The organism is Arthrobacter sp. ASL1, assembly GCF_056680475.1.
Genome location: NZ_CM155284.1, coordinates 444,573 through 468,851, shown reverse-complemented (window position 1 = coordinate 468,851; position 24,279 = coordinate 444,573). Strand labels below are relative to the sequence as shown.

The following is a 24,279-nucleotide window of genomic DNA, read 5'->3' as shown; positions in this document are numbered from 1 at the left end:
GCGGCGCTGGCGCCCGCAGTGGCCGCGCGACCTCGACGCGCCCGAAGAGGGGAGCACCGCCGTCGTACTCGGTGCACCCTAGTCGTAGGGCAGGTAGTTGCTGCAGATCGGGTTGACGGGGATATCGCGGTGCAGCACCCAGATCCCGTGGTCGTCCTTGGTGACGACCTTGAAGCCGAGCTTCTTGCCGCGCTCCAACGCCTGCTGCGGGGAGAGCGGGTCCCAGCCGCCGAGTTCGTCGACGTTGAAGTCGATGATCATCCAGCTGGACAGGTCGTCGCCCATGTCCCCGTGCAATCCCACGTAGGTGCGCTGGACCAGGTGGGGGACCGCCGTGTCCGCGGCCTCGACGCAGACCCCGTTGGGGATCTTCGCCACCGCCCGGGCCTGGGCCTTCGCCGTTTCCGGCATGGTCCAATTCTGGCCGGTGAGGGTGCGACCCAGGGGGAAGACGGAGTGGATGAACAGGGTGCACACGAACGCGAGCACCAACAGATAGGCCGGGGCAACGACGCGCAGCTTCACCTTGCCGGTGCGCGCGATGATCTTGGAGAGCACGTGCACCGACGCCATGATCAGCACCGGGGCCAACATCGCGTCGTACTGGTAGACGGGGGCCCACGTGTTCAGCCGGTCGTTGAACAGCCGGCTGAGCAGGCTCGGCGCCACGAGGATGACGTACGGGGAAAAGAACGGCAGCAGGGCCAGGGGGACGAACGTCATGAGCCACAGCAGGATCTTGAGCTGGTGGTCGAACAGCAGGGCTATCGACTTCAGCGGGTGGCTGAGGATGAAGACGATGGCGGCGCCGGCGGTCGGGCCCAGGGCGGTGTACTGCCAGTAGGACATCGCGTCCGGCGGGGCGAAGTGCGGGACGATCAGCGTGGTGATGACCAGGTAGGCGGCGACTCCGGCGACCGCGATCAACACCGCCTTGAGCCACTGGCGGTGGAAGGCCAGCACGATGCCGACCGCGATGAGCGTGACCCCCATGTCCTCGCGGACCAGCAGCAGCACCGCGGACAGGCCGACGACGAGCCAGTAGCGGGAGCGGTCGAACGCCCAGACGATCCAGGCCATCAGCGGGACCGCGAACGCGACCTCGTGGAAGTCCCAGTTCACCATCGCCTGGAACGGCCACCAGAGCAGCAGGGCCGCCGCCGTCAGCAGTCCGCCACGGTGGCCAAGGTACTTGCGCGCAAACAGGTAAACCGGGATCGCGGTGATGACCAGCAGGGTAATCATCCCGAAGTTGAGCATCCGCGGGTCCGGCCAGATCCAGTACAGCGGGGCGAACAGGGCGATGATCGGGTGGAAATGGTCCCCGAGCAGGTTGAAGTCCACGCCCTTGATCGGCACGATGGGCGCCTTGAACAGCGCGTATTGGCGTACCGCCTGGTCGAAGATCCCCAGGTCGTAGCCCTTGGCCTCGTAATTGCGGTAGCGCAGCAGCGAGTGCGCCACGTACAGCACGGTCGCCGCCACCATCACGGCGGCCAGCTGGAGCTTGTGGGCGCGGCTGATGGGCGGCAGTGCGTTCTCGGGGGCGGCGGGAGGGGCTTCGGGCATGGCTACGAGTTTAGCGGTGCCGCCGCCACGCGGCGGGACGCCGCCGGCGGCGATGGGTCACATCACGGTCCTGGTGGTTCCGGCGACCGGCGTCCGGCGGCGGACGACGGGCAGTCCGGACGGCAGACGTTCGAGGACGGGTCAAAAGTCCGAGACTGCGTCATCCGCCCGGCGCGTCCCGATTTTGGATCCGTTCTCGGCAACGGATCGGGTATACGCCAACGGCGCCCACCGTTGCCGGTGGACGCCGTCGCGTGATCCGGGCGCGGCCCGGAAAGGTGATGCTAGCGGATCGAGGCGATCCCGGTGCGGGCCATCGCGTCCGCGTAGGCGGCCTGCATCTGGTCCAGGTGGCCCTGCTGGCGTTCGGCCGAACCGGCGAAGGCGCGGCCATCGAGGGACTTGACCTTGTAGGTCTTGAAGCCGCGGCGCCACAGCAGTGGGTTCTGCGTCTTCGTCAGCTGGTCGGCCAGGCGGTGGGCCTCGGTGCCGTGGGCGACCAGGACCGAGGCACGCGGAACGAGCTTGAGCATGCGCAGCAGCGGCTTGAGGCCGGAGGTGATCTGCGCGGGCTCGAAGCGGCCGTTGGCCTCGCCGTCGACGTGCCAGGGCGAGACGTTCCACGGCAACACGTATTCGGGGCGCAGCCCGAGCTGCCACTGCAGGCCGATCATGCGCTCGGCAGCGTCGGCGTCACCGGGGGTGATGAAGCCGGTGGGATCGGCGGCGCCGATGTTGGAGAACAGCGAGATGATCTTGACCTGGTCGACATCGTGCTGCGGGTCGACGTAGCTGACGGCGCTGCCGGGGCGGAGCAGGGCGGTTTCGTCAAGAAGCCGGTTCACGGGGGCGATCTGCTCCTCGTAGCGGCGGCTGAACAGCGTTTCGGTCGAAATTTCCGTGGCAGATGCGGTCATGAAAGGGTGCTTCTCCTGGGGGTTGCTGCTGGTTGCGGATCGCTGGTCCGCCGATGATGTCCGGCAGGGCGGGGTCGGGCCCCTACCGTGCCGAGGTGAATGGGAAATGCGGCTGGGATTGCCGTCGTCTCTACCTAGTTTACCTCCCGTCCACCCGCAACACGCCGTGCGGGTGTCTCCGATCGGCGGTGATCCTCGGCACGACGCCGGTTGGTAGGGTGTGTGCGGTACACAACGCAGCGAGGGAACGGGGCAACGTGGGAGCAGTTTTCGACCGGCTGGACGAACGGCTCAAACCCCAGGTGGAGGAGTCGGCCCGCCAATACGAACAGGTACGCCCGCAGCTGGAGGCCGTGACCGCCGACGTGACCACGCGCATCCGTTCGATCTTCGCCGACGCCGAGCTGCAGCCGCTGTTCATCACCGGGCGCACCAAGACGGTCGACTCGTTCCGCGACAAGGCCTCGCGCATGCTCGAACCCGACGAACCGGGCGGCGCGCCGCAGCTGGAGTTCCCGAACCCGCTGCGCGACCTGCACGACCTGGTGGGGGTGCGCGTCATCGTCGCCCTGCCCCATGAGGTCCGCGACGCCGCCGGGCTGATCAAGCGCCGGCGCAACGAATTCGATGTCCGCTCCGACCGCGAGAAGGACATCGGCTCGGTCGAGTCCGGCACCTACGGCTACTCCAGCCGCCACCTGAACCTGCGCACCCGGCAGAACGACGTCGTCCGCGGCTACCAGGACCGGCTCGGCGAGAATGTGCGGGTGACGGGCAACTACATCTTCGAGACGCAGATCCGCACCATCCTGGCCCACGCCTGGAGCGAGATCGAGCACGACATCCGCTTCAAGAAGGTCGACCCGCGCGCCTGGAGCCCCTACCTGGACCGCCAGTTCACCGCCACCGCAGCCATGCTCGAGGCCGTCGAATCGACGTTCGAGGAACTGCATGACCGCTACCTGGCCGTCACCGGCTACTGGGACGCCGAGGGCGAAGGCGCCGTCGCGCTGGATCCCGACCGGATCCGCGAGGTGTGGCAGACGCTGCTGCCGCACGTGGACCGCAAGGCCGACGACGACTGGGGCTGGGCCGCCGAACTGCTGGCCGCACACGACCTGAAAACGACGACGGAGCTCGCCGGGTTGCTCGACGCCGAGGCCATCACCGAGGTCCGCAAGGCGCTGGACCACCGCTATTCGCCCGGACCCGACCGGCTGCTGGACGACGTGCTGCTGTGGCGCTTCGGGCGCGCCCACATCGAGCTGACCGCCGGCAAGGACCGCCAGCGCCAGGAGAGCCTGCGCCGCCGGCTCTCCCAGATGGAGACGTACCGGGCGGCAAAAACCCCCGGGCCCACCGCCACACCCTGAGGCGCCGCGGGGCCCGGGGGTCTCGACGGATGATCCGGCGGATGCCTAGACCGTGGTGGTGGCCACGTCGTAGTCCAGGCGCGGCAGGCGCGGGAACCACGGGTTCTCGCCCGGCTTGCCGATGTTCACGACCATGAACGTCTTCTGGCTGGTGCCGGCGTGGAAGTCCTCGTCGACGCCCGCGGCGTCGAACCCGCCCATGGGGCCGGCGTGCAGGCCCACGGCCCGGACGGCCATGATGAAGTAGCCGGACTGGATGTGGGCGTTGTTGTTCGCGACCGCCCCACGCATGTCCGCCTTCTCCTCGCCGTCGAACATCTCCTTGCGCTCGGCGGCGTGCGGGAAGAACGTGCCGAAGTGCTCGTGCCAGTCGGCGTCGGAGCTCAGCACGGCGACCAGGGGAGCGGTCAGCGTCTTGGCCCGGTTGGTTTCCGCCATGCGGTTCGCCAGCTTCTCGCGGCCCTCGGCCGAACGGACCCAGGTGATGCGCATCGGCTGGTTGTTCATCATCGTCGGGCCCATCTTGGTGAGCTCGTAGATCGCCTGCGCGGTCTCCTCGCTGACCGGCTCGTCCGAGAACGTGTTGGCGGTGCGTGCCTCGAAGAAGAGTGCGTCGGCGGTGGTGGCGTCGATGGCCAGTTCGTGGTCCAGGTCGGGAAGCGTTGCGGTCATGGGTGATCCTTCCGAAGCGACGTGGTGGACGCGTCTGCACGCCCGCCGTCAGGTATTTGCTGTGTCGTCATGGCCAACCGATCCATGCGTCTGCATATTTCCGAACCCTGCCGTGCGCTTCGTCACAGGTGGGTCAGCCGCACGGGAAACCCACCCGCAGTGCCGAGCCGTCGGCACCGGCCGTCACCTTGGTGCCGGCCAGCGTGGTGACGACCCGGGAGGCAGCGAGGGCACCGGCGTCGTACGTTCCGGCAATGCCCAGCGTCCACGCCCCGGCGGCGTTGCCGGCCTCCACGCCGGCCGGGGCATCCTCGAACACGATAGTCCGTGTCGGGTCAACGCCCAGCGCGGCGGCGGCGGCCAGATACCCCTCAGGATCCGGTTTGCCGCGGGTGACCGAGTCGGCGGTGACCAGCACTGCGGGGGCCTCGATGCCGACCAGGGCCAGGCGCACCGCGGCGAGTTCGGCGGTGCAGGAGGTGACGATCGCCCACCGGTCCGCCGGCAGGGACGCCAGCAGCTCGGCGACGCCGTCCTTGATGGCGATGCCCTCGGTCTGGGCGACCTCGAGGCGTTCGATGAGCTGAAGCGCCTCGGCCCGGCGGGCGGGCTCAACCCGATCGGCGACGACGTCGCGCGCCGGGACGCCATGGGGGTGCTGCCCGTGGTCGCCGAGCCCGAGGCGGCGGGACCATTCCTGCCAGCAGATCTCGGTGGCCCGGGTCGACTCGATCAGGGTGCCGTCCAGGTCGAAGAGCAGGGCGTCGGCGTCGAGGTGGTCGGCGTCGGTGGTGCGCGGCGCGGGTGGGGTGCTGATGTCCATAATGCCAGCCTATCGAGTGTGCCCGCCGGGGGATCCGGGCAGGATCGGGCGCGGCACGTTAGCATGAGGGAATGCCAGAGAACCCAGCTGAAGTTCCCGTCAAAAAGCTCGCCAATGGTGCCGAGATCCCGATGATCGGACTGGGCACGTATCCCATGGACGACACGGAAGCCGGCGCCGCCGTGCTGCACGCGATCGAGGCCGGTTACCGGCTCATCGACACCGCTGAGAACTACCGCAACGAGGAGGGGGTCGGCCAGGCGATCGCCCGTTCGCCGCTGGCCCGCAGCGAGCTCTTCGTGACCACCAAGCTCAACGCCGAATGGCACTCCTACGACGGCGTGCGCACCGCCTGGCGCCATTCGATCGAACGTCTCGGCCTGGACTACATCGACCTGCTGCTCATCCACTGGCCCAACCCGGCACAGGGGACCTACGTCGACGCCTACAAGGGCCTGGCCAAGCTGCTCTCCAAGGGCAAGGTCCGCGCGATCGGCACCTCCAACTTCACCCAGGCCCAGCTCACCGAACTCATCGACGCCACCGGGGTGGTCCCCGACGTCAACCAGATCCAGCACTCCCCGCTCTGGATGCGCGCCGACGACATCGCCTTCCACGAGCAGCATGGGATCTTCACCCAGGCCTGGAGCCCGTTGGGCCGCGGGGCCGTCCTGGACGCCGAACCGGTCACCACTGCCGCGTCCGCCCACGGGGTCACCCCCGCCCAGGTGGTGCTGCGCTGGAATCTGCAGCACGGTGCCTCCCCGATCCCGAAGTCCACGGATCCGGAACGCCAGGCCTCGAACCTCGACGTCTTCTCCTTCGAGCTCGATGCCGCGCAGATGTCCGCGATCGACGCGCTGGACGGAACCGGCCCCGCCCCGGCCAACCCGATGGTCTTCGGGCACTGAGCCGGATCCGTACCGTGAGCGCCCACCCCATCACCGCAACCCCGGGAGTACATCCATGAAGATCGTCGTGATCGGCGGCCACGGCAAGGTCGCCCTGCTGCTGGCCCGCGAGTTGTCCGGACGCGGGGATGAGGTCACCTCGGTCATCCGCAACCCCGAGCATGACGAGGACGTGCGCGCCGCCGGCGCCACCGCGCTGGTGCTGGACATCGAGCGGGCCCACGGTCCGGAACTGGAACCGGCACTGGCCGGCGTCGACGCGGTGGTCTTCAGCGCCGGCGCCGGCGGTGGTGACGCGGACCGGACCTACGCCGTGGACCGCGACGCCGCCATCCGCATCATGAACGCCTCCGTGGCCACCGGGGTGAAACGGTTCGTCATGGTCTCGTTCGCGACCGCCGACACGCAGTACCTGACGTCGCTGGACGACCCCTTCTACGCCTATCAGGCCGCGAAGATCGCCGCCGACGAGCACCTGCGCAAGTCGGCGCTGGACTGGACGGTCCTGGGTCCCGGCCGGCTGACCCTGGAGCCGGCCACCGGGAAGGTCACCCCGCTGGAACACCCGATCACCGGCGACACCCCAACCTCACGGGCCAACGTCGCGCTGGCCATCGCCGAGGCGCTCGCCCAGCCGGCGACGATCGGCAAGACGCTGGACTTCTGCGACGGCGACGTGCCGATCAGTGAATGGTTCGCCCGCGGCGGCAACTGAGGACGACGACGCGGCCCCCCGGAACCCACGGTGGTCGGGGCCGCGTCGAGCCTGCCGTGTCGGGTCCGGGGCACCGTGCTCAGCGTGCCCGGGCGCTCATGGCACGTGGCGTCACCAGCAGGGAGACCAGCAGCATGGCGGCAACGACGTAGAAGGCGTCGAGGATGCCCAGGTGCTGGCCGATGAACCCGAGGATCGGCGGGCCGACCAGGAATGCGGTGTAACCGAAGATCGAGACGATGGACACCCGGCGGGCGGCATCCGTGGGGTGGTCCGCGGCCGCGGAGACCCCGACCGGGAAGCCGAGCGAGCCGCCGAGCCCCCAGAGGGCCGCGGCGCAGAAGGCCGTCCAATGCTCGTTGGTCAGGATGAAGACCATGATGCCCACGAATCCGAGTGAACCCATCAGCGTCAGGGTCAGGCGCCGGCCCAGCCGGTCGATGAGCGGCCCGCCGGTGGCCCGCCCCAGTGTCATCGCCGCGACGAACGTCCCGTAGACCAGGGCGCCGCCGGCGTTGTCGAATCCGTGTCCGTCGACGGCCGCCAGGGGCAGCCAGTCGTTGGCGGCGCCTTCCACGAACGCCATGCCGATGACCATCAGGCCCAGGAAGAGCAGCTGGGGTTCGGTGGCCATGACGAGCGTTTCGCGCAGGCGGAGCGCGAACCCGCGGCGTCCGGAGCCCGGGGACGGCACCGCGGCGCCGACACCCACGGTGCTTGGATCCGCCGTCGTGCCGGGTCCCTGCGGACCGGGGCGGGGGATGAAGCGCACCGCCACGGCACCCGCCAGCGCGATTGCCACCCCGGCCAGCGCGAAGTGGAGGCCGATCGGCACGTCGAAGTGGGCGGCAGCGGCGCCGAGCAAGGCGCCGAGAATGGTGCCGAAGCTGAAATAGGTGTGCATCATCGGCAGCAGGGTCCGTCGGGCCGCCTTCTCCACGGCCGCGCCCTCGACGTTCATCACGACGTCGGTGATGCTGTAGGAGAACCCGAAGAGGAACAGCGTGGCGGCGGAGAGGGCGAACGATTCCACGGTACCGGCGGCGAACCCCAACAGGGCCGTCGCCCCGGCCATGGCGAGCAGTGAGTGGAGCAGCGCCCGGCGGGTGCCGACACGGGACATGTAGTTCGGGGCCAGTGCCAACCCGGCGATGGAGCCGATGGCCAGCCCGAAGAGCAGCAGCCCGACCGTCTGGGTGCTCAACTCCATCCCGTCGCGGACCGCGGGGATGCGCGAGACCCAGGAAGCAAATCCCAGACCGGAGAGCCCGAAGACGACGAAGACCGCGTTTCGCCAGACGGCGAGGCTGCCGCGCGTCGCTGTCGACTGCGTGGTGGACACCTGTTGCTACTCCTACGGGTGAGGGGGTGGGATGCGAGTCGTCGGGGTCAGGACAGGCCGGCCAGGATCCCCCTCCAGGTGCCGCGCCATTCCTCTGCTTGCTCCGATGAGCCCAGTCTAGTGTGGTTTATGCCGATGGTGGACTTTTGATCGGTTTTCCGTCCGATGTCCACGCTGACGCGCGTTCCGTCGGCCAGGTCAACGCGCCAGTAGCGCCAATTCTCGGTGCTGGAGACCCGCGGTTCGCCGTCGACGGGCACGCTGCCAAACGACGTCTTTCCCTCCACGAGGTCGAGCCACGCTTGCAGTGCGGCATCCAGGTCGCCTGTGTAGGTCTTGCTGACGCCGACCTGGTAGTCGCCGCGGCTCGTCTGGCCGGGGACGCGGCGTCCGATCTGCTGTTCGTAGGAGACCGCGACGCCCTGGCCCCACCATTCGTGGTTGGTGGCGGCCGATGAACCCGGCGCGTGTTCGGCGATGTGGCCGGCTGCCAGTACGGCAATCTGCTCGTGGGGGAGTGTGTGCGCGGAGGCCTGGTCCAGGAGCCGGCACCAGGCGTTCCAGCTGATACCCGTGGCGGTGGCGATGGCTTCGGCTTTGGGAGGCTGCGGCATGCCTTGATCCTAGCCAGCCGGAGGCGGCTGTCCAGCGCGTGCCGGGGATCGCTTGGTGCCCCCGGCGCGATTCGAACGCGCGACCGACAGATTAGAAGGCTGTTGCTCTATCCAGCTGAGCTACGGGGGCCGGTGCCCCGCAGGGCAACACGAATCATTCTAGCGAGCCGCGCCGCCGACGCCACATCGGGCGATCATGCCCCTCACAGGAGGTGGTCCTGCGACTCCGGGGCGGTGCTGTCCACCACCGTGCCCGCTGCGTGCCGCCGATGGGTGCCCGGCCGGGACGCTGGTGGTGCGGGACGATGATGCTCCGCGTTGGACACCAGCCTTGGAGGACACCATGAGAGACGCGAACAATTTCATCACCGTGGTCGGCAATGTCGGCACCGATCCGATCACGCGCACCCACGCGAACAAATTCCAGGTCACCCAGTTCCGGGTGGGGACGGACAACCGGGGCAAGAACGCCCAGACGGGGGAGTGGGAGAACAAGAGCACCAACTGGTACACCATCAAGGTCTTCAACCAGCTCGGTCTGAACGCGGCGGCGTCGATCCGGAAGGGCCAGCGTGTCTTCGTGGGCGGGTACGCCAAGATCGACCAGTTCACCCGCGAGGACGGCAGCACGGGGGTGGGCATCGATATCGAGGCGCAGTTCGTCGGCCACGACCTGAAGTTCGGCACTGCGGAATTCCATCGGCTTCCACAGCCGCTCGCGCGCGTGGACGACGACGCCCCCTCGAGCAGGTTTGCCGTTGACGGCGAGGAATTCGACGGCGGGGACGGGGATGAACCGGGCAGTGGCGACGTCGGCGCGTCCGATGCGGACGGTGCCCGGGAATCCGGCAGCCGGTACATGGCCGGGTGAACGAATGGTGCACGTCGGGGTGCCGGGTGCCCTCGGGACATCCAGTGGGCGGCCGGAGCCCACCACAAATAGGGAATTGGCACCCAAAACGACTAGCCTAGTGGGCATGGCAGAATTCATTTACACCATGACCAAGGCCCGCAAGGCCGTTGGCGACAAGGTGATCCTCGACGATGTCAGCATGTCGTTTTACCCCGGCGCGAAGATCGGCGTCGTCGGCCCTAACGGTGCCGGAAAGTCGACAATCCTCAAGATCATGGCGGGAATCGACATCCCGTCGAACGGTGAAGCCCGGCTCAGCGCCGGATACTCGGTGGGCATCCTGCTGCAGGAGCCGCCGCTGAACGAGGAGAAGACGGTCCTGGGCAACGTCCAGGAAGGCGTCGGGGAGATCTACGAGAAGATCTCGCGCTTCAACCAGATCTCCGAGGAGATGTCGGCACCGGATGCCGACTTCGATACCTTGCTCGAGGAGATGGGCAAGCTGCAGGAGGCCATCGACGCCGCCGATGCGTGGGACATCGACTCCCAGCTCGAGCAGGCCATGGACGCCCTGCGTTGCCCCCCGGGCGATGCCGACGTCACGTTGCTCTCCGGTGGTGAGCGCCGTCGCGTGGCCTTGTGCAAGCTGCTGCTGCAGAAGCCGGACCTGCTGCTCCTTGATGAGCCGACCAACCACCTCGATGCCGAATCGGTGCTCTGGCTCGAGCAGCACCTGCAGGCCTATCCCGGCGCCGTCCTGGCCGTGACCCACGACCGGTACTTCCTGGACCACGTGGCACAGTGGATCGCCGAGGTCGACCGCGGCCAGCTGCACCCCTACGAGGGCAACTACTCCACCTACCTGGAGAAGAAGCGGGCACGCCTGGAGGTCCAGGGCAAGAAGGACCAGAAGCTCTCCAAGCGCCTCAGCGACGAACTCGATTGGGTCCGCTCCAACGCCAAGGGCCGCCAGACGAAGTCGAAGGCACGTCTGGCCCGCTATGAGGAGATGGCTGCCGAGGCCGAGCGCACCCGAAAGCTCGACTTCGAGGAGATCCAGATCCCGCCGGGCCCGCGCCTGGGTTCGCTGGTCATCGAGGCGGACAAGATCAAGAAGGGCTTCGGGGACCGCGTGCTCATCGAGGACCTGTCCTTCACGCTTCCGCGGAACGGCATCGTCGGCGTGATCGGCCCCAACGGCGTCGGTAAATCGACCCTCTTCAAGACCATCGTGGGCATGGAGAAGCTCGATGACGGGGAGCTGAAGATCGGCGACTCCGTGAAGGTCTCCTATGTCGACCAGAACCGTGGCGGCATCGACCCGGAGAAGAACCTCTGGGAGGTCGTCTCCGAGGGAAACGACTACATCCAGGTCGGCAACGTGGAGATGCCCTCGCGCGCCTACGTTTCGGCCTTCGGCTTCAAGGGCCCGGACCAGCAGAAGAAAGCTGGTGTGCTCTCCGGTGGTGAGCGCAACCGCCTGAACCTTGCGCTGACGTTGAAGCAGGGCGGCAACCTGTTGCTGCTCGATGAGCCGACCAACGACCTTGACGTCGAGACCCTGTCCAGCCTCGAGAACGCGCTGCTGGAATTCCCCGGTTGCGCCGTGGTCGTCTCCCACGACCGCTGGTTCCTGGACCGCGTGGCCACCCACATCCTCTCCTACGAAGGCACCGAGGAGAACCCGGCGAACTGGTACTGGTTCGAGGGCAACTTCGAGGCCTACGAAGAGAACAAGATCGAACGGCTCGGCCCGGACGCGGCCAAGCCGCACCGTGTCACCCACCGTCGCCTCACCCGCGGCTGAGGGTAGCCAACCCACAACGGCGCCCCTGGCGGACCGGAGAGGTCCGCCAGGGGCGCTGTTGCCTTCCCGGGCCGGGCTGGCCGTCGGCGCCGGGCAACCATGGCAGGGTGCCCGCGGGGGCAGATGCCGCCGTCGTGCCTTGTTTAGCGGTGCTGGTCGCGCTTGATGGCCGCGCGCATGATCCGCGACTGGACCCCGCCGACGAATTTGGATTTCTTGTCCGAGGGCACGCGGACCATGCCCTCCTGGGCGACGCTGGCCACCAGGACGCCGTCGCGGGTGAAGAAGCGTCCCTGGCCCAGCCCGCGGGCCCCTGAGGAACTGGGGCTTTCCTGGACATAGAGCAGCCACTCGTCGACCTTGACGTCGCGATGCCACCACATGGCGTGGTCGAGGCTGGCCACGTTCATTCCGGGGGTGATCCAGGGCAGGCCGTGGCGGCGCAGGACCGATTCGAGCAGCGTGTAGTCGCTGCCGTAGGCCAGGGCCGCGCGGTGAAGGGCCGGATCATCCGGCAGCTGCTCGAACGCCTTCATCCATACGGCGTTCGTGGCCGTCTGCCCGATACCCGCCGGAGGCTCGAAATACAACGGCTTCTCGATGTAGCGGATGTCGAACGGGCGCTTGTAGGCCCATTCGCGGGCGATGGGATGGTTGATCTTCCCGATGAGCTCGGCGGTGGTCGGCAGGTCCTCGGGTGCCGGGATGCCGGCGGGCATCTCGATCTGGTGCTCCAGCCCTTCGGCGGGCTCCTGGAAGGAGGCGATCATCGAGAGGATCGGCTGGCCCTTTTGGTAGGCGTGGACCCGACGGGCGGAGAACGAACGGCCGTCGCGCAGCCGTTCCACGCCGAACGTGATCGGCACGTGCACATCGCCCGGGCGCAGGAAGTAGCCGTGCATCGAGTGGATGGGGCGTTCACCCTCCACGGTGCGTGTTGCGGCGATGACCGACTGGGCGACGACCTGGCCACCGAAGACGCGGGCCCGGCTCTGCGAGGGGGTGCGGCCGATGAAGATGTCCTCGTTGGTGCGCACCTGCCCGTCGCCCTCGAGGTCGAGAATGTCCACGAGGGATTGGGGCGATTCGCGATCGGTCACTATTACTCCTCGGTAGGGCATGGTCTGCGCTCGAGACTATCCGGCCCCGAGCATGCCGATCAAGCGGGAAGACGCACCGCTTGGCGCCCGGGGGCCCGGGGGTGGCAGCATGGGAGCATGCTTCCCGATGCCCTGCAGCTGGCCGACGCCGAAACCATGTCCGACCTGCGTACCTTCCTGGCGCGCGCCCGGACGGTGGAGGACGGGCAAACCCGGCTGCAGGTCGTCGGCACCGCCCTGGCGGTCTACGTTCCCGTCCTGGCCCAGGAGGCCATCGGGAGCACGGTGCCCACGGTGCTGGGACTGCGTGTGGCGAAGCTGTCCACCGCGACGGCCGACGGGCTCGTGGCCGTCTACGAGCTCGGTGCCCTGACCGACCGGTTGGCACGCTCCGGCGACGGGGACACCTCGTTGCCGCTGCCTCCGGCCGAATCCCGGGCGGCCTGGGCCGGCATCACCCCACCGCTGTCGGGCTGGGAGGCGCTGGGGGAGTACGACGACGATGCCCTGGCCGCCGAGGCAGAGGCCGGCATGCACGCCGTCACCGAGGCACTGCCGCCGAACGCCGGACGGCCGGTGCTGGACACCGTGCGCGGACGCATCTGGTCCGCCGCCTGCGAGGCGGGTCCCGATGGAATCGACTTGCCCCTGGGGGCCGCCTTCGCGGCGGAGTCGCTGGGCTTCCTGCGCACTGGCGCCCGAAGCCGGCTGTACGGGCATGGCCGGTGGCTGCGGCTCTCATCGTCGGGTGGCCACATCCTGGTCAGGCATGGCGCGCCGTTGCTGTAGCAGTCCCGGCCCACCGAGAGTTCCGGACGCACCTTTCTCAGGCTGCGATTTATTGGTGGACTATCCCCTCACAGGGTTGTTTTTCCGGGGTTTTGGTGGGGTGCTGCCGGTAGAATCGAATACATGTTCGAGTCTTTGGCGGTTCCGGATCCTGGTCCCGCGGTGTCGGCGTCCACGCCCGCCGCGGGGTCTTCCGGGGCGGGCCGGGAGGGCGTCGATGCCCTGGAGCTGCTCTCCGGCGTGCTGTCGCTGCTGCCGGTCGCCGATGTCGGTGGCCTGGGTGAAGCGGGGCTGGTGGATGTGATCGGCTTCGCGGAGTCGGTGAAGAACGCGTTGGCCGGGCTCCAGGCCCGGGCCGAGGTCGCCTTGGACGATGTGGTGCGTGCCCGCCAGGAGGCGGCCGGGGTGGAGCGGGCGAAGATCGGTGTCGGTGTCCATGCCCAGGTCGCGTTGGCCTGTTGCGAGTCCCCGAACACCGGGCACCGCTTGTTGGGGTTGGCCAAGGCGGTGGTCAACGAGATGCCCCATACCCATCAGGCGTTGGCCACGGGCCGGCTCTCGGAGTGGCGGGCCACGATGCTGGTTCGGGAGACCGCGTGCCTGAGTCGTGAAGAGCGGGGCATGGTCGATGAGCAGCTGCTGGCGGATCCGTCCGTGTTGGACGGGGTGGGGACCAAGACGTTGATCGCGCGGGCGCGCCGGCTCGCGTATGCGGCATCACCGACGGCGGTGGCGGATCGGGCGCGGCAGGCGGTGGGGGACCGCAGGGTTTCGCTGCGTCCGGCGCCGGACACGATGAGCATCCTGACCGGGTTGTTGCCGGTGGTCGAGGGTGTGTCGGTGCTCAAGGCGTTGACGTTGGAGGCGGACCGGTTGGTCGGGGTCGGGGACGGGCGTTCGCGGGGGCAGATCATGGCCGATACCCTCGTGGAGCGCGTCACGGGGCAGGCGGTCGCGGGACAGGTGCGTCTGGAGGTCCAGGTCGTGATGACGGACCGGACGTTGTTCCAAGGCGATGCGGAACCGGCCCAGCTTCCCGGGTACGGGATCGTCCCGGCCCAGGTGGGGCGGGATCTGGTCCGGCGGTCCGGCGGGCTGGAGCCGGCCGGCGATGTGGCCGGGGTTGGTTCCGGGGAGTCGGTGGTGGCCTCGGCGGAGGGGTTGGCGTGGATCAGGCGGTTGTATACGGCTCCGGGGACGGGGGAGTTGGTGGGCATGGATTCACGGGCCCGGTTCTTCCCGGCGGGATTGGCGCGGTTCATCGCGGCCCGGGACCAGACCTGCGGAACCGCGTGGTGTGATGCCCCGGTCCGTCATAATGACCATATTCATGCCTGGGCAGCTGGCGGGAGGACGACCGCGGAGAATGCGAAGGGGTTGTGCGCCGATTGCAACTACACGAAGGAGGCCCCGGGGTGGGACGCGGCCACGGTACCGGGGGACCGGCACACGACGATCACCACGACCCCGACCGGGCATGCCTACCGATCCCAGGCACCACCACTACCCGGCGACACCAGCTAAAACACACCAGAGGAGTCGGACCTTGAGAGCCTGGCTCAGTGGTCGGTCGCGTTCTGCAGGGATCGTGCCGCCCGGTCAAAATAGTCCCAGAAGGTCGCGTCCTGGAGGGGCGGCAGCGCGAGCTGATCCAGTGCATGACGCATGTGACGGAGCCAGGTATCACGGGCGGAACTGTCGACGACGTAGGGGACATGGCGCATGCGCAGGCGAGGATGGCCGCGGTTCTCGCTATAGGTCGTCGGACCGCCCCAGTACTGTTCCAAGAACAGCTGGAGGCGGATCGCAGCGGGTTTGAGGTCTTCCTCCGGGTAGATCGAGCGGAAGTCGGCATCGTTGGCGACCCCCTCGTAGAACAGCTCCGTCAGCCGTTGGAACGTCTTCGACCCGCCGACTTCGGCGTAGAAGGTCCCGGCATAGGGTGAAAGGTCCTCGTGGTCGCCCACGTCGGCCGAAGCGGGGGTGAATCCGCCAAATCGATCCGGTGTCTGTCCCTGCGTGGAGGACTCGGAAGACTGCGCTCCCGGGTCTGGGGGAGACACCGAGGGTGAGGACACCGGCCGGGCCTGGCCAATGTGTATGCCCAGGGATTCACCGCCCGGAAGACGGATGGGGCTGCCGAGGTTGTGCTGGTCGTTCACGAGTGGTTCCTTCCGTGGCTGGGACTGGCCAGCCACTATCCACACTACCGAATCGGCAGGTTCTTCAGCGCTTCGCGCCGGGAGAGCCCGGAGAGCTCGTTGGAATGATCTTCGACAAAGCCCCTGACCCACTCGGCGTCCGTCTTGGCGTATTCGCGCAGCGCCCAGCCAATGCCCTTGCGGAGGAAGAAGTCGGTTTCCACCATGTTGGGCACGATGGCTGCCCCCAGCAGTGCCACATCGGTCTCGGCCTTGGCGCTGAGCTGGGCGATGATGGCCGTGCGCCGTTTCCAATGATTCGGATCCACTGACCATCCGCGCAGAAGTGGATCCAGCATGCCCCGGTGGTGCCGCAGCAGCGTGCCGAATCGGCGATGGCAATTGTCGACGACATCCCACCAGGCCCCGTCGACGACCATGCGTTCGTACAGGTCAAGGAACTCGAGTCGTCCCTCACAGTGGCGGTAACCGGTGAGTTGCTGGGCGGCGTACCAGAGCTCGCGGTGACTGGCGGTCTCCCATAGGTGCTCGGCCTCCGCCAGAAGAGCTTCCCAGTGGGTGATTCCCGCGGCACGAACGGCTTCCCGCACAATTCGTTGGGCGACAGGAGCGCGCACGCCGAGGAAGGGCATCTCCGACTTCATGTAGCGCTGCATGCCGATCGCCGTCTCGGGATCGGCCGCGGCGGCGAGCCCAGCGATGATCGTCTCCGACAGGCGAGTCACGTGGCGAGGCCGGGCGTGTCCGGTCCCACGGGCCGATTCAACACCGGGAAGTTGACCGAGCGCGCGATGAAACAGACGTCGTGGGCCTTCTCGTGGAGGGAATCCGCCAGCGCGCGCTGGGACTCGTCCGCGAGGACGACCCGGGGGTGGAGAACTGCTTCGGTGAATTCCCCGCTCCCATTGGGGTTCAGCCGCAGGGTGCCGGTGGCCGCATCGGAGTAGTCGATGACGCCAACACCGTGCTTCACGGCCAAATGGAAGTACGACAGCATATGGCACTGGGCCAAGGCTGCCAGCAGCAGCTGTTCCGGGTTCCACCGGTCCCTGTCGCCATGGAACGTCGGATCGGCGGTGCCCGGGAGGTCCGGTAACCCGGCCGCGCGGACGACATGGTCTCGGCCATAATCCCGGTAGCCGGAGGTTCCGGTTCCGCGGTTTCCGGTCCATTCGACGTCGACGTTGTAGCGGTGCGAGTTCAAGTCCATGCCCCAACTCTAGGCGCAAGAGAGCGTGGAAAAGCGCTGGTCCCGGGCCTTGCGGATCCGGGTCCAGCGCCTCGACGAGTCCGCCGAACTGCGCCCGCTTCGGGGCGCTGCGCGGGGGACTTGCCGTGACCTAGTGGTCGGCTGCCTGGGCGGCCAATGCCCGGACGATTCCGTCGCGGCTCTCGACCATCATGCGGCGCAGCGCCGGGCTGTCGCTGCCCAGCCGGACCAGGAACTCATCCGTTGCCTGCAACGTCGACTCGGAAGTCTGCGCCAGCGGGTACAGCCCGACGATGATCTGCTGGGCGATTTCCCAGCTCTTGGACTCCCAGACGCCGGTGACGCTCTCGAAGTACTTGGTGGCGAACGGCTCCAACAGCGTCGAATCGTGGGCCCGGTTGAACCCGACGATTGCGCTGCGCTGGTGGGTGTTGGACAGCTCGCCGTCGTGGATGATCGCCGACCAGGCAGCTTCCTTGGCTGCGGGCGTCGGCAGCGCGGCCTTCGCCAGTTCCGCGGCCAGCCGGCCGTTGGCCGTGTCATCGGAGGCGAGTTCGGCATCGATGTCCGCCTGGCTGGCACGGCCACCGGCGACGAGTGCCGTCAGCAATTCCCAGCGCAGGTCGGCGTCCACTTCGAGCCCGCTGAGTTTCTTCTCGCCCGAGAAGAGCCCGGCCACCGCATCCAACTGCTCCGACGTGCGCGAGCGCAGGGCGAAGGTCTTCACGAACTGCAGCTGCTTGTCCGACCCGGCAACGGCGTCCTGCGCCAGGGCCCACAGGTCGTCGGCTGCGACGGCGGCGATCTGCGAGCGGTCGGCGGCGTTCACGTAGTAGTCCAGGACGGTCCCCAGCTGGCGCAGGATGACCAGCACCACCGAGGAATCGGACTCGTGGCCGATGTTGCGCAGGACCAGCTCCACGAAGTCACGGGCAGCCGTCTCGCCGTCGCGTGCCGCGTCCCAGGCGGCACCCCACACCAGGGTCCGGGGCAGCGATTCGTCGATGTCCTTCAGGTGCGCCTTGGCGACCTTCAGGGATGCCGCATCGAGGCGTATCTTGGCATAGGCGAGGTCGTCGTCGTTCACCAGGACCAGATCCGGGCGCTTCATTCCGACGAGGGCGGCGACCACGGTGCGGGGCCCGGCGACGTCGAGTTCTTCGCGATGCGTGCGGACCAGCTTTCCGGCGTCGTCCATGGAGTAGAAGCCGATGGCCGCGCGGTGTGGACGGATGGTCGGGTAGTCGGCGGGGGCCGACTGCACGACGGCGAAGCTGGTGATGGTGCCGTCGTCGGCGGTGGCGAGTTCGGCCTCGAGCTTGTTCACGCCGGCGGTCTCCAGCCACATGCGCGTCCATTCGGCCAAATCGCGGCCGCTGGAGGCCTCGAGCTCGCGCATGAGGTCGGGCAGCTCGGTGTTGGAGAAGGCGTGCTTGGCGAAGTACTCGCGCACACCGGCCATGAACTCCTCCTGGCCGACCCAGGCGACCAGCTGGCGCAGCACCGAGGCGCCCTTGGCGTAGGTGATGCCGTCGAAGTTGACCTGGACGTCCTCGAGGTCGTTGATCTCGGCCTTGATGGGGTGGGTGGAGGGCAGTTGGTCCTGGCGGTAGGCCCAGGACTTCTCCATCGAGGAGAACGTCGTCCAGGCTTGCGTGAACTCGGTGTTCTCCGCCGCGGCCAGGGCGGACATGAACTCGGCGAACGACTCGTTCAGCCACAGGTCGTTCCACCAGCGCATGGTGACCAGGTCTCCGAACCACATGTGGGCCAGTTCGTGCAGGACCGTGATGGCGCGGCGTTCGACCATGGCGTCAGTGGGGCGGGACCGGAAGACGTAGGACTCCAGGAACGTCACGGCACCGGCGTTCTCCATCGCGCCGGCGTTGAACTCGGGGACGAACAGCTGGTCGTACTTCTCGAACGGGTACGGGGTGCCGAACTGTGCCTCGTAGAACTCGAAGCCCTGGCGGGTGAGGGTGAAGATGTTCTCCGCGTCCAGGTGTTCCATGATCGACTTGCGGGCGAACACACCCAAGGGGATGGTGCGGCCATCGGAGCTGGTCAGTTCGCTGCGCACGGCCTGGTACGGCCCGGCGATCAGCGCCGTGATGTAGGAGGAGATGCGTGCGGTGGGGGTGAAGGCCCAGGTGGCCTTGGCCTCGCCGGCGGGGCCGGGCGTCGGGGTGGGGGAGTTGGAGACGACGTCCCAGTGGTCCGGTGCGGTGACCGTGAAGGAGAAGGCGGCCTTCAGGTCGGGCTGTTCGAAGACGGCGAACATGCGGCGCGAATCCGGGACCTCGAACTGGGAGTAGAGGTACACCTCGCCGTCCACGGGGTCCACGAACCGGTGCAGGCCCTCGCCGGTGTTCATGTAGAGGGCGTCGGCCGCGATCACCAGCTCGTTGTGGGCAGCGAGCTGCGGCAGCTGGATGCGCACGCCGTCGTTGACCGCGGAAACGTCGAGATCGGCGCCGTTCAGCGTCACCGAATGCACCACGTCGGTGACGGCGTCGATGAACGTGGAGCCGCCCGCTGTGGCGTCGAAGCGCACGGTGGTGGTCGATCCGAAGACGCGGTCGCCCCGGGTGAGGTCCAGGTCCACCTCGTAGGATTCGACGCTGATCAATGCGGCGCGTTCACGCGCCTCGTCACGGGTGAGGTTCAATCCTGGCACGGCAGTGGCTCCCTGGTTCTTTCGCGGTTCTGTGGTTGGCCCAGGAAACGGAATATCTGAAACGATTCCTGAACATTATGGATATTGTCTCACTTCGGAGCGTGTTTGGCGTCACTTATCCGTTCAGGAGCCGCAACAATGCGGCGAGGACATTCATCCGACCATCGCGGGACGCGGCCCGATAGGATCGGGGGACGGGCCCGTCCCGCGCCACATCGTCGACGACCAGGAGAACCACCGTGTCCCAGACCCATGTCTATGTCGGTTGCGCCACCGCAGGAACCGTTGACGTCCTGGCCTTCGACCCGCAGGCCGGCACGCTGACGCCGGCCGCACATTCCACCGAGGTCGATGCGGTCCGCTCCCTGGCGGCCAACGCCTCCCGCGGGCTGCTCTACGCGGGATCCTCCGGCAAGCCGCCCGCCCTGGCGGCGCTGCGCATCGATCCCTCCAATGGCGCGCTCTCGGCAGCCGGAACGGTGGAGCTGGCCGACACCACCGCCTACATCAGCCTCGACGCCGATGGCGCAACCATCCGCAGCGCCTCCTACCACCAGGACGTCCTCAACAGCGTGGCCCTGGACGCCGACGGCCTGCCCGGGGCCCCGGCCACCCGCGAGCCCAGCCCCGGGGAGAAGGCGCACAGCGTCCGTTCGTCGCCGGATGGCCGTTTCGTCTATGCCGCCGCCCTGGGCAGCGACCGGGTCGTCTGGTATTCGCTCGGCGACGGGACCGCCACGGGGCACGACGGCGGTGCCTCCCCCGCGGGCCCGCTCACCCTGGCCGGATCGGTCGATGCCGCCCCGGGCTCCGGGCCGCGTCACCTGATCTTCAACGCCGACGCCTCCCGCGTCTACGTCGTCCACGAGATGTCCGGCGAAGTGGCCGTCTACGAGCGCGACGGTGCCACCGGCACGTTGACCGAGCTCCAACGTATTGACTCGGTGCCCGCATCGCTGGGCCTGGTCCCCGGATTCGCCCGCAACCCCGGTGGCCCGGTGCCTGGCCCCGACGCCATCTGGTGCGCCGACCTCCGGTTGGGCGCCGACGGAAGGTACCTGTTCACCACCGAGCGTTCCACCTCGACGGTGAGCACGTTCGCGGTCGACCCCGCCACCGGACGCCTGGAATTCCTGCGCACCACCGACACCGAGCAGCAGCCCCGCGGCGCTGCGGTCGACGCCACCGGCACCCACCTGCTGGTCTGCGGCGAGAAATCCGGGCACATCAGCGCCTACCGGATCGATCCGGCCGACGGCACGCTCACGGCCACCGACCGGGCCGCCACCGGGGCAGGGCCCCTGTGGATCGAGGTCGTGGCGCACTAGTAGGCTGGGATCCGTTCCCCGCCCCGCAAGATACGAAGGACACCATGCGCGTTCACATCGCCACCGACCACGCAGGACTCGAGCTCAGCGCCCACCTGGTCGCCCATCTGGTGGACGCCGGATTCGACGTCGTCGACCATGGCCCGGAATCCTACGACGCCGAGGACGATTACCCGGGGTTCTGCATCGACGCCGCCGAGGCCGTCGCGGCCGAGCGCGGGCAGGGACTCGACTCGCTGGGCATCGTGCTGGGTGGTTCGGGCAACGGCGAGCAGATCGCGGCCAACAAGGTCAAGGGCATCCGCGCCGCACTGGCGTGGAACCTGGACACCGCCCGCCTGGCCCGCCAGCACAACGACGCCAACGTGGTCGCCGTCGGCGGACGCCAGCACAGCCTCGCCGAGGCCACCGGGCTGATCGACGCGTTCCTGGCCGAACCCTTCAGCGGCGCCCAACGCCATGCCCGCCGCATCGGCCAGATCGCCGCCTACGAGTCCACCGGCACCGTCCAGGGCTGAGCATGCCCGAAGGCCATTCGGTCCACCGGCTGGCCCGCCAGCTCGACGACGTCTTCGCCGGACACCGGCTGCGCGTGTCCAGCCCGCAGGGCCGGTTCGCCGCCGGGGCCGCGCTGCTGGACGGACGCAAACTGCTCGCCGCCCAGGCCCATGGCAAGCAGCTCTTCGCCCACTTCGCCGGCGCCCACGTGCTGCGCGTGCACCTGGGCCTCTATGGGGCGTTCAGCTTCGGCGGGGACGAGACCTTCCGCGGGGCCTCCAGCATCGGCGCACCACGGCGGATCGGGGAGCGGGAAGCGTACGACGACGGCACCGAAGTCGCGTACGAGGGCCCACCGGAGCCGGTGGGACAGGTCAGGGCACGCCTCGTCTCCGGGCACGGTTGGGCCGACCTGCGCGGCGCCTCGGTCTGCGAGGTGCTCTCCGTCCCGGAAGCCGACGCCGTGCGTGCACGCCTGGGCCCGGACCCGCTGGCGCCGGGCGCCCCCGCAGCGGGCCGCGACGAGTTCGTCCGCCGCGTCGGCTCCACCGGCACGGTCATTGCAACGGCGCTGATGAACCAGTCACTGGTTGCCGGGGTCGGGAACATCTACCGTGCCGAATCCCTGTTCCGGGCAGGGCTGCATCCGTGGGCCCGGGGCCGTGACATCCCGGAAGCGCGGCTGGCCTCGCTGTGGGATGACATCTGCTCGCTGATGGCCGACGGGGTACGCGACGGGCACATCATCACCACCCGCCCCGGGCACCGGGTCGACCGGCAGGCACCGGTCTGGCCCGACCATGCCCATTACACGTACCAGCGCCAGGGCCTGCCGTGCCTGGTCTGCGGAACACCGATCGGCGTTGCCGAACTGTCGGCGCGCAAGCTGTACTGGTGCCCCACCTGCCAGGTGGGAACCGGGACCGCATAACGTTTACGGTCCGCCTATGCATTCCGGGCCGCTTCCGTCACCCACTGTTGGCCTCCTCGAAGCCATGGATCAACAGGTCGAAACCGGGTTGGTCCTGCGGCCGATGCCCACTTCCGGGCAGGACGCGATGTTCGGCGCCGTGTCGCGACAGGACACCGGCGATGGCCTCGTATTCCTCATTCCATCCACCGGTCACGACCAGTGTGGGGATCGCTTCGATGACCGCAGCGTCGATGCCATGTCCCCAGGGCATCTCTAGGCGGCTGAACCGCTCCGCTTGGGGTCTTTCTTCGGGCCAGTCGGAAAGTCTGGCAGGAGCACCAAAAAACAGGGGACGGACCAATCGCCAATACCCGAAAAGATCTCCTTTGTGCGCGAGTTCGGCAGCCCGGGTGATGTGGCCGATGTGTACTTCCACGGCGGGAACGCCACGGGCGATGTCGTAGACGGCGGGTTCGAGGAGTACCAATGTCCGGGCTTTCAACTGGTCCGCTGATACGGCTAGGAGAGCCGAGACGGCTCCCAGGGAGTGGGCAACGACGGTTGCCGAAGCACAGTCGGATGCCTGCCCGAGGATCGCGGCCTGATTTCGGACCGTCGCCGATGGGGGGAACCGAACGTATTCGGCATCCTCATCATTGGATGCCGGCCAGGCATCGCGGCCCGTGCGACCTGAGCCCGGAACGAAGATGCGCATACCCGGACGCTAGCAGCAGATTCACTGTGGCGGTCGACCTGATCGAGACGACGCGTCCGCAGGGGGCATAACGATTGCAGACAGGCTATGGCCTTCCGGAGGATGCAGTGGTTCCATGGGTGCATGAACGCAACCCAGCTCCTGGCCGCTTGCGCACCCGATGCGCTCTGTTCAGAGATGTCGACGGTGACGTATGGTCCCGCGTTTGCGGTGCTGTTCGCGATCGTGCTCATGCTCGTCGGCACGTGGTATCGCCACCACCACGTGCATCGCACGGCGTACCACCGGACGATCCGCCGGTACATGGGTCGAAACGAATAGGCCACGCGACCGGTCGCGTGGTGCGTCGGCGGCCTGCGCCGACGCGAGCCGGCAGCCACCCGCATCTTGCGGTCTTAACGACGACAGGCCACCCGGAGGCGGCCTGTCACTGTGGAGGGGATGACGGGAATCGAACCCGCGTCATCAGTTTGGAAAACTGAGGCTTTACCATTAAGCTACATCCCCGCAAATGCGGGCTTTTCGGCCCATTGCTCGCACAACATTAGCAGTGCTTTCAGATCCCCGCCAAATTGACGGTGGCCCATGCTCAACTTGTATATCTGCGATTCGACGATGAGTCGCCGGGCAGAGTAGAGGGAGGCATCCATGGCGGCACCGCGGAAATTGCCGGACGGACGGACGTTGCTCGGATTGCGCGAACGCGGCATGACACTGGCCGGCCTTGCCGAGCTGTACGGGGTGACCGAAAGCGGCGTCCAACGGGCCCTCCACCGGGCTGAGGCGAGCGCTGGCCGGCGGACCTACCGCGACATCTTGCCGTGGGCCATCGATGCCACGCACCGATCGACGGCCATCATGGGGCACATCCGCGTTCTCGCCCGCCAGCGTTCCGGGCTCCATGTCCCGGAACCGAGCCTGCTGGCGTTGCAGGCATGGCTGGACGGGCTGGAGGACAGTGGCCGGGTGCTGAACTACCACCCCGAGGCCCCGCCGAATGCCGCCTCGCGCACCGGAGGCTTCTACTACATGGACCGCAGCCCGGACGATGAATGGATCATCCGCCAACCGGCCCCCGTCAATCCCGGCGGGAAGTAGGCGCCAGCTGGCCTCCTCGGGCCGATGAAGCAGGTCCCCAGCAATTAGCTGTTCGGCGCGGATTCTGCGTAAACTAGCCACTGCACCAATCGGGGTGTAGCTCAGCTTGGCTAGAGCGCGCGCTTTGGGAGCGTGAGGTCGCAGGTTCAAATCCTGTCACCCCGACTCTGAACCTTCAGTCCCGTGAGCTTCA

24 protein-coding genes and 3 tRNA genes are annotated in these 24,279 nt (G+C 67.8%); 13 read left to right on the top strand and 14 right to left on the bottom strand.

Annotated elements, in window-relative coordinates:
- Positions 1-78: 78 nt before the first annotated feature.
- Entirely contained in the window at positions 79-1,569 is a 1,491-nt protein-coding gene (locus AC1MEQ_RS02160) for a DUF2079 domain-containing protein (RefSeq protein WP_479793547.1), read from the bottom strand.
- 284 nt (positions 1,570-1,853) lie between these two features.
- Positions 1,854-2,486, bottom strand: coding sequence for a uracil-DNA glycosylase family protein (locus AC1MEQ_RS02155; protein ID WP_479793546.1), 633 nt, complete (start codon positions 2,484-2,486; stop codon positions 1,854-1,856).
- Between the two features lie 257 nt (positions 2,487-2,743).
- On the opposite strand from AC1MEQ_RS02155, the gene AC1MEQ_RS02150 reads away from it, so the two are divergent.
- A complete protein-coding gene (locus AC1MEQ_RS02150; protein ID WP_479793544.1) occupies positions 2,744-3,859 on the top strand; it encodes a GTP pyrophosphokinase in 1,116 nt (371 codons plus the stop codon).
- A gap of 45 nt (positions 3,860-3,904) precedes the next feature.
- Here the strand turns inward: AC1MEQ_RS02150 and AC1MEQ_RS02145 are convergent, their stop codons facing one another.
- Positions 3,905-4,531, bottom strand: coding sequence for a malonic semialdehyde reductase (locus AC1MEQ_RS02145; protein WP_479793542.1), 627 nt, complete (start codon positions 4,529-4,531; stop codon positions 3,905-3,907).
- A 133-nt stretch (positions 4,532-4,664) separates the two neighbouring features.
- A complete protein-coding gene (locus AC1MEQ_RS02140; protein ID WP_479793541.1) occupies positions 4,665-5,354 on the bottom strand; it encodes an HAD-IA family hydrolase in 690 nt (229 codons plus the stop codon).
- Between the two features lie 71 nt (positions 5,355-5,425).
- On the opposite strand from AC1MEQ_RS02140, the gene AC1MEQ_RS02135 reads away from it, so the two are divergent.
- Positions 5,426-6,265, top strand: a complete 840-nt coding sequence (locus AC1MEQ_RS02135) for an aldo/keto reductase (RefSeq protein WP_479793539.1) — start codon at positions 5,426-5,428, stop codon at positions 6,263-6,265.
- Between the two features lie 55 nt (positions 6,266-6,320).
- On the top strand, positions 6,321-6,980 hold the full coding sequence (locus AC1MEQ_RS02130) for an SDR family oxidoreductase (protein ID WP_479793538.1): 660 nt from the start codon (positions 6,321-6,323) through the stop codon (positions 6,978-6,980).
- A gap of 79 nt (positions 6,981-7,059) precedes the next feature.
- Here AC1MEQ_RS02130 and AC1MEQ_RS02125 read toward each other — a convergent pair whose 3' ends face one another.
- The 3 genes from AC1MEQ_RS02125 to AC1MEQ_RS02115 form a co-directional block, all read right to left on the bottom strand.
- The gene (locus AC1MEQ_RS02125) at positions 7,060-8,322 is read right to left on the bottom strand and encodes an MFS transporter (RefSeq protein ID WP_479793536.1); all 1,263 of its coding nucleotides are present in this window, start codon (positions 8,320-8,322) and stop codon (positions 7,060-7,062) included.
- A 47-nt stretch (positions 8,323-8,369) separates the two neighbouring features.
- The gene (locus tag AC1MEQ_RS02120) at positions 8,370-8,936 is read right to left on the bottom strand and encodes a hypothetical protein (protein WP_479793534.1); all 567 of its coding nucleotides are present in this window, start codon (positions 8,934-8,936) and stop codon (positions 8,370-8,372) included.
- Positions 8,937-8,989: 53 nt separating this feature from the next.
- Positions 8,990-9,066, bottom strand: a tRNA-Arg gene (locus AC1MEQ_RS02115).
- A gap of 213 nt (positions 9,067-9,279) precedes the next feature.
- Between AC1MEQ_RS02115 and AC1MEQ_RS02110 the strand changes: the two genes are divergently transcribed.
- Entirely contained in the window at positions 9,280-9,807 is a 528-nt protein-coding gene (locus AC1MEQ_RS02110) for a single-stranded DNA-binding protein (RefSeq protein ID WP_479793532.1), read from the top strand.
- Positions 9,808-9,913: 106 nt separating this feature from the next.
- Positions 9,914-11,596, top strand: a complete 1,683-nt coding sequence (ettA, locus tag AC1MEQ_RS02105) for an energy-dependent translational throttle protein EttA (RefSeq protein ID WP_479793530.1) — start codon at positions 9,914-9,916, stop codon at positions 11,594-11,596.
- A 143-nt stretch (positions 11,597-11,739) separates the two neighbouring features.
- Here the strand turns inward: ettA and AC1MEQ_RS02100 are convergent, their stop codons facing one another.
- Positions 11,740-12,696 (bottom strand): acyl-CoA thioesterase, encoded by a 957-nt coding sequence (locus AC1MEQ_RS02100; RefSeq protein WP_479793528.1) that lies wholly within the window; start codon positions 12,694-12,696, stop codon positions 11,740-11,742.
- A 117-nt stretch (positions 12,697-12,813) separates the two neighbouring features.
- On the opposite strand from AC1MEQ_RS02100, the gene AC1MEQ_RS02095 reads away from it, so the two are divergent.
- Together AC1MEQ_RS02095 and AC1MEQ_RS02090 are read left to right on the top strand one after the other, a co-directional pair.
- Positions 12,814-13,485 carry a DUF8185 domain-containing protein gene (locus AC1MEQ_RS02095; RefSeq protein ID WP_479793527.1) on the top strand — a complete coding sequence of 224 codons (672 nt, stop codon included), beginning with the start codon at positions 12,814-12,816 and terminating at the stop codon, positions 13,483-13,485.
- A gap of 123 nt (positions 13,486-13,608) precedes the next feature.
- Positions 13,609-15,009 carry an HNH endonuclease gene (locus tag AC1MEQ_RS02090; RefSeq protein WP_479793525.1) on the top strand — a complete coding sequence of 467 codons (1,401 nt, stop codon included), beginning with the start codon at positions 13,609-13,611 and terminating at the stop codon, positions 15,007-15,009.
- A gap of 35 nt (positions 15,010-15,044) precedes the next feature.
- Here AC1MEQ_RS02090 and AC1MEQ_RS02085 read toward each other — a convergent pair whose 3' ends face one another.
- The 4 genes from AC1MEQ_RS02085 to pepN all read right to left on the bottom strand — a co-directional run bounded on the left by AC1MEQ_RS02085 (position 15,045) and on the right by pepN (position 19,534).
- On the bottom strand, positions 15,045-15,647 hold the full coding sequence (locus tag AC1MEQ_RS02085; protein WP_479793524.1) for a globin: 603 nt from the start codon (positions 15,645-15,647) through the stop codon (positions 15,045-15,047).
- 44 nt (positions 15,648-15,691) lie between these two features.
- A complete protein-coding gene (locus AC1MEQ_RS02080; RefSeq protein ID WP_479793522.1) occupies positions 15,692-16,372 on the bottom strand; it encodes a DNA alkylation repair protein in 681 nt (226 codons plus the stop codon).
- A complete protein-coding gene (locus tag AC1MEQ_RS02075) occupies positions 16,369-16,857 on the bottom strand; it encodes an OsmC family protein (protein WP_479793520.1) in 489 nt (162 codons plus the stop codon). The genes AC1MEQ_RS02080 and AC1MEQ_RS02075 overlap by 4 nt, the downstream gene beginning before the upstream one ends.
- A gap of 130 nt (positions 16,858-16,987) precedes the next feature.
- Positions 16,988-19,534 (bottom strand): aminopeptidase N, encoded by a 2,547-nt coding sequence (gene pepN, locus AC1MEQ_RS02070; RefSeq protein WP_479793519.1) that lies wholly within the window; start codon positions 19,532-19,534, stop codon positions 16,988-16,990.
- Between the two features lie 239 nt (positions 19,535-19,773).
- On the opposite strand from pepN, the gene AC1MEQ_RS02065 reads away from it, so the two are divergent.
- Genes AC1MEQ_RS02065 through AC1MEQ_RS02055 form a run of 3 tightly spaced genes read left to right on the top strand, consistent with a single transcriptional unit; the run spans position 19,774 to position 22,291 of the window.
- The gene (locus tag AC1MEQ_RS02065) at positions 19,774-20,862 is read left to right on the top strand and encodes a lactonase family protein (RefSeq protein WP_479793517.1); all 1,089 of its coding nucleotides are present in this window, start codon (positions 19,774-19,776) and stop codon (positions 20,860-20,862) included.
- 44 nt (positions 20,863-20,906) lie between these two features.
- On the top strand, positions 20,907-21,380 hold the full coding sequence (locus tag AC1MEQ_RS02060; protein ID WP_479793515.1) for a ribose-5-phosphate isomerase: 474 nt from the start codon (positions 20,907-20,909) through the stop codon (positions 21,378-21,380).
- A gap of 2 nt (positions 21,381-21,382) precedes the next feature.
- Positions 21,383-22,291: an Fpg/Nei family DNA glycosylase gene (locus AC1MEQ_RS02055; RefSeq protein ID WP_479793513.1), complete on the top strand. Its 909-nt coding sequence runs from the start codon at positions 21,383-21,385 to the stop codon at positions 22,289-22,291.
- 37 nt (positions 22,292-22,328) lie between these two features.
- Here the strand turns inward: AC1MEQ_RS02055 and AC1MEQ_RS02050 are convergent, their stop codons facing one another.
- A complete protein-coding gene (locus AC1MEQ_RS02050) occupies positions 22,329-22,988 on the bottom strand; it encodes an alpha/beta hydrolase (protein ID WP_479793511.1) in 660 nt (219 codons plus the stop codon).
- Between the two features lie 123 nt (positions 22,989-23,111).
- Here AC1MEQ_RS02050 and AC1MEQ_RS02045 point away from each other — a divergent pair, with 123 nt between their 5' ends.
- Positions 23,112-23,309, top strand: a complete 198-nt coding sequence (locus tag AC1MEQ_RS02045) for a hypothetical protein (protein WP_479793509.1) — start codon at positions 23,112-23,114, stop codon at positions 23,307-23,309.
- Positions 23,310-23,421: 112 nt separating this feature from the next.
- Here the strand turns inward: AC1MEQ_RS02045 and AC1MEQ_RS02040 are convergent.
- Positions 23,422-23,495: transfer RNA gene (locus tag AC1MEQ_RS02040), tRNA-Gly, on the bottom strand.
- Between the two features lie 141 nt (positions 23,496-23,636).
- On the opposite strand from AC1MEQ_RS02040, the gene AC1MEQ_RS02035 reads away from it, so the two are divergent.
- Both AC1MEQ_RS02035 and AC1MEQ_RS02030 read left to right on the top strand, forming a co-directional pair.
- Complete coding sequence (locus tag AC1MEQ_RS02035) at positions 23,637-24,086, top strand: helix-turn-helix domain-containing protein (protein WP_479793507.1); 450 nt, start codon at positions 23,637-23,639, stop codon at positions 24,084-24,086.
- A 90-nt stretch (positions 24,087-24,176) separates the two neighbouring features.
- A tRNA-Pro gene (locus tag AC1MEQ_RS02030) sits at positions 24,177-24,251 on the top strand.
- Positions 24,252-24,279 lie beyond the last annotated feature (28 nt).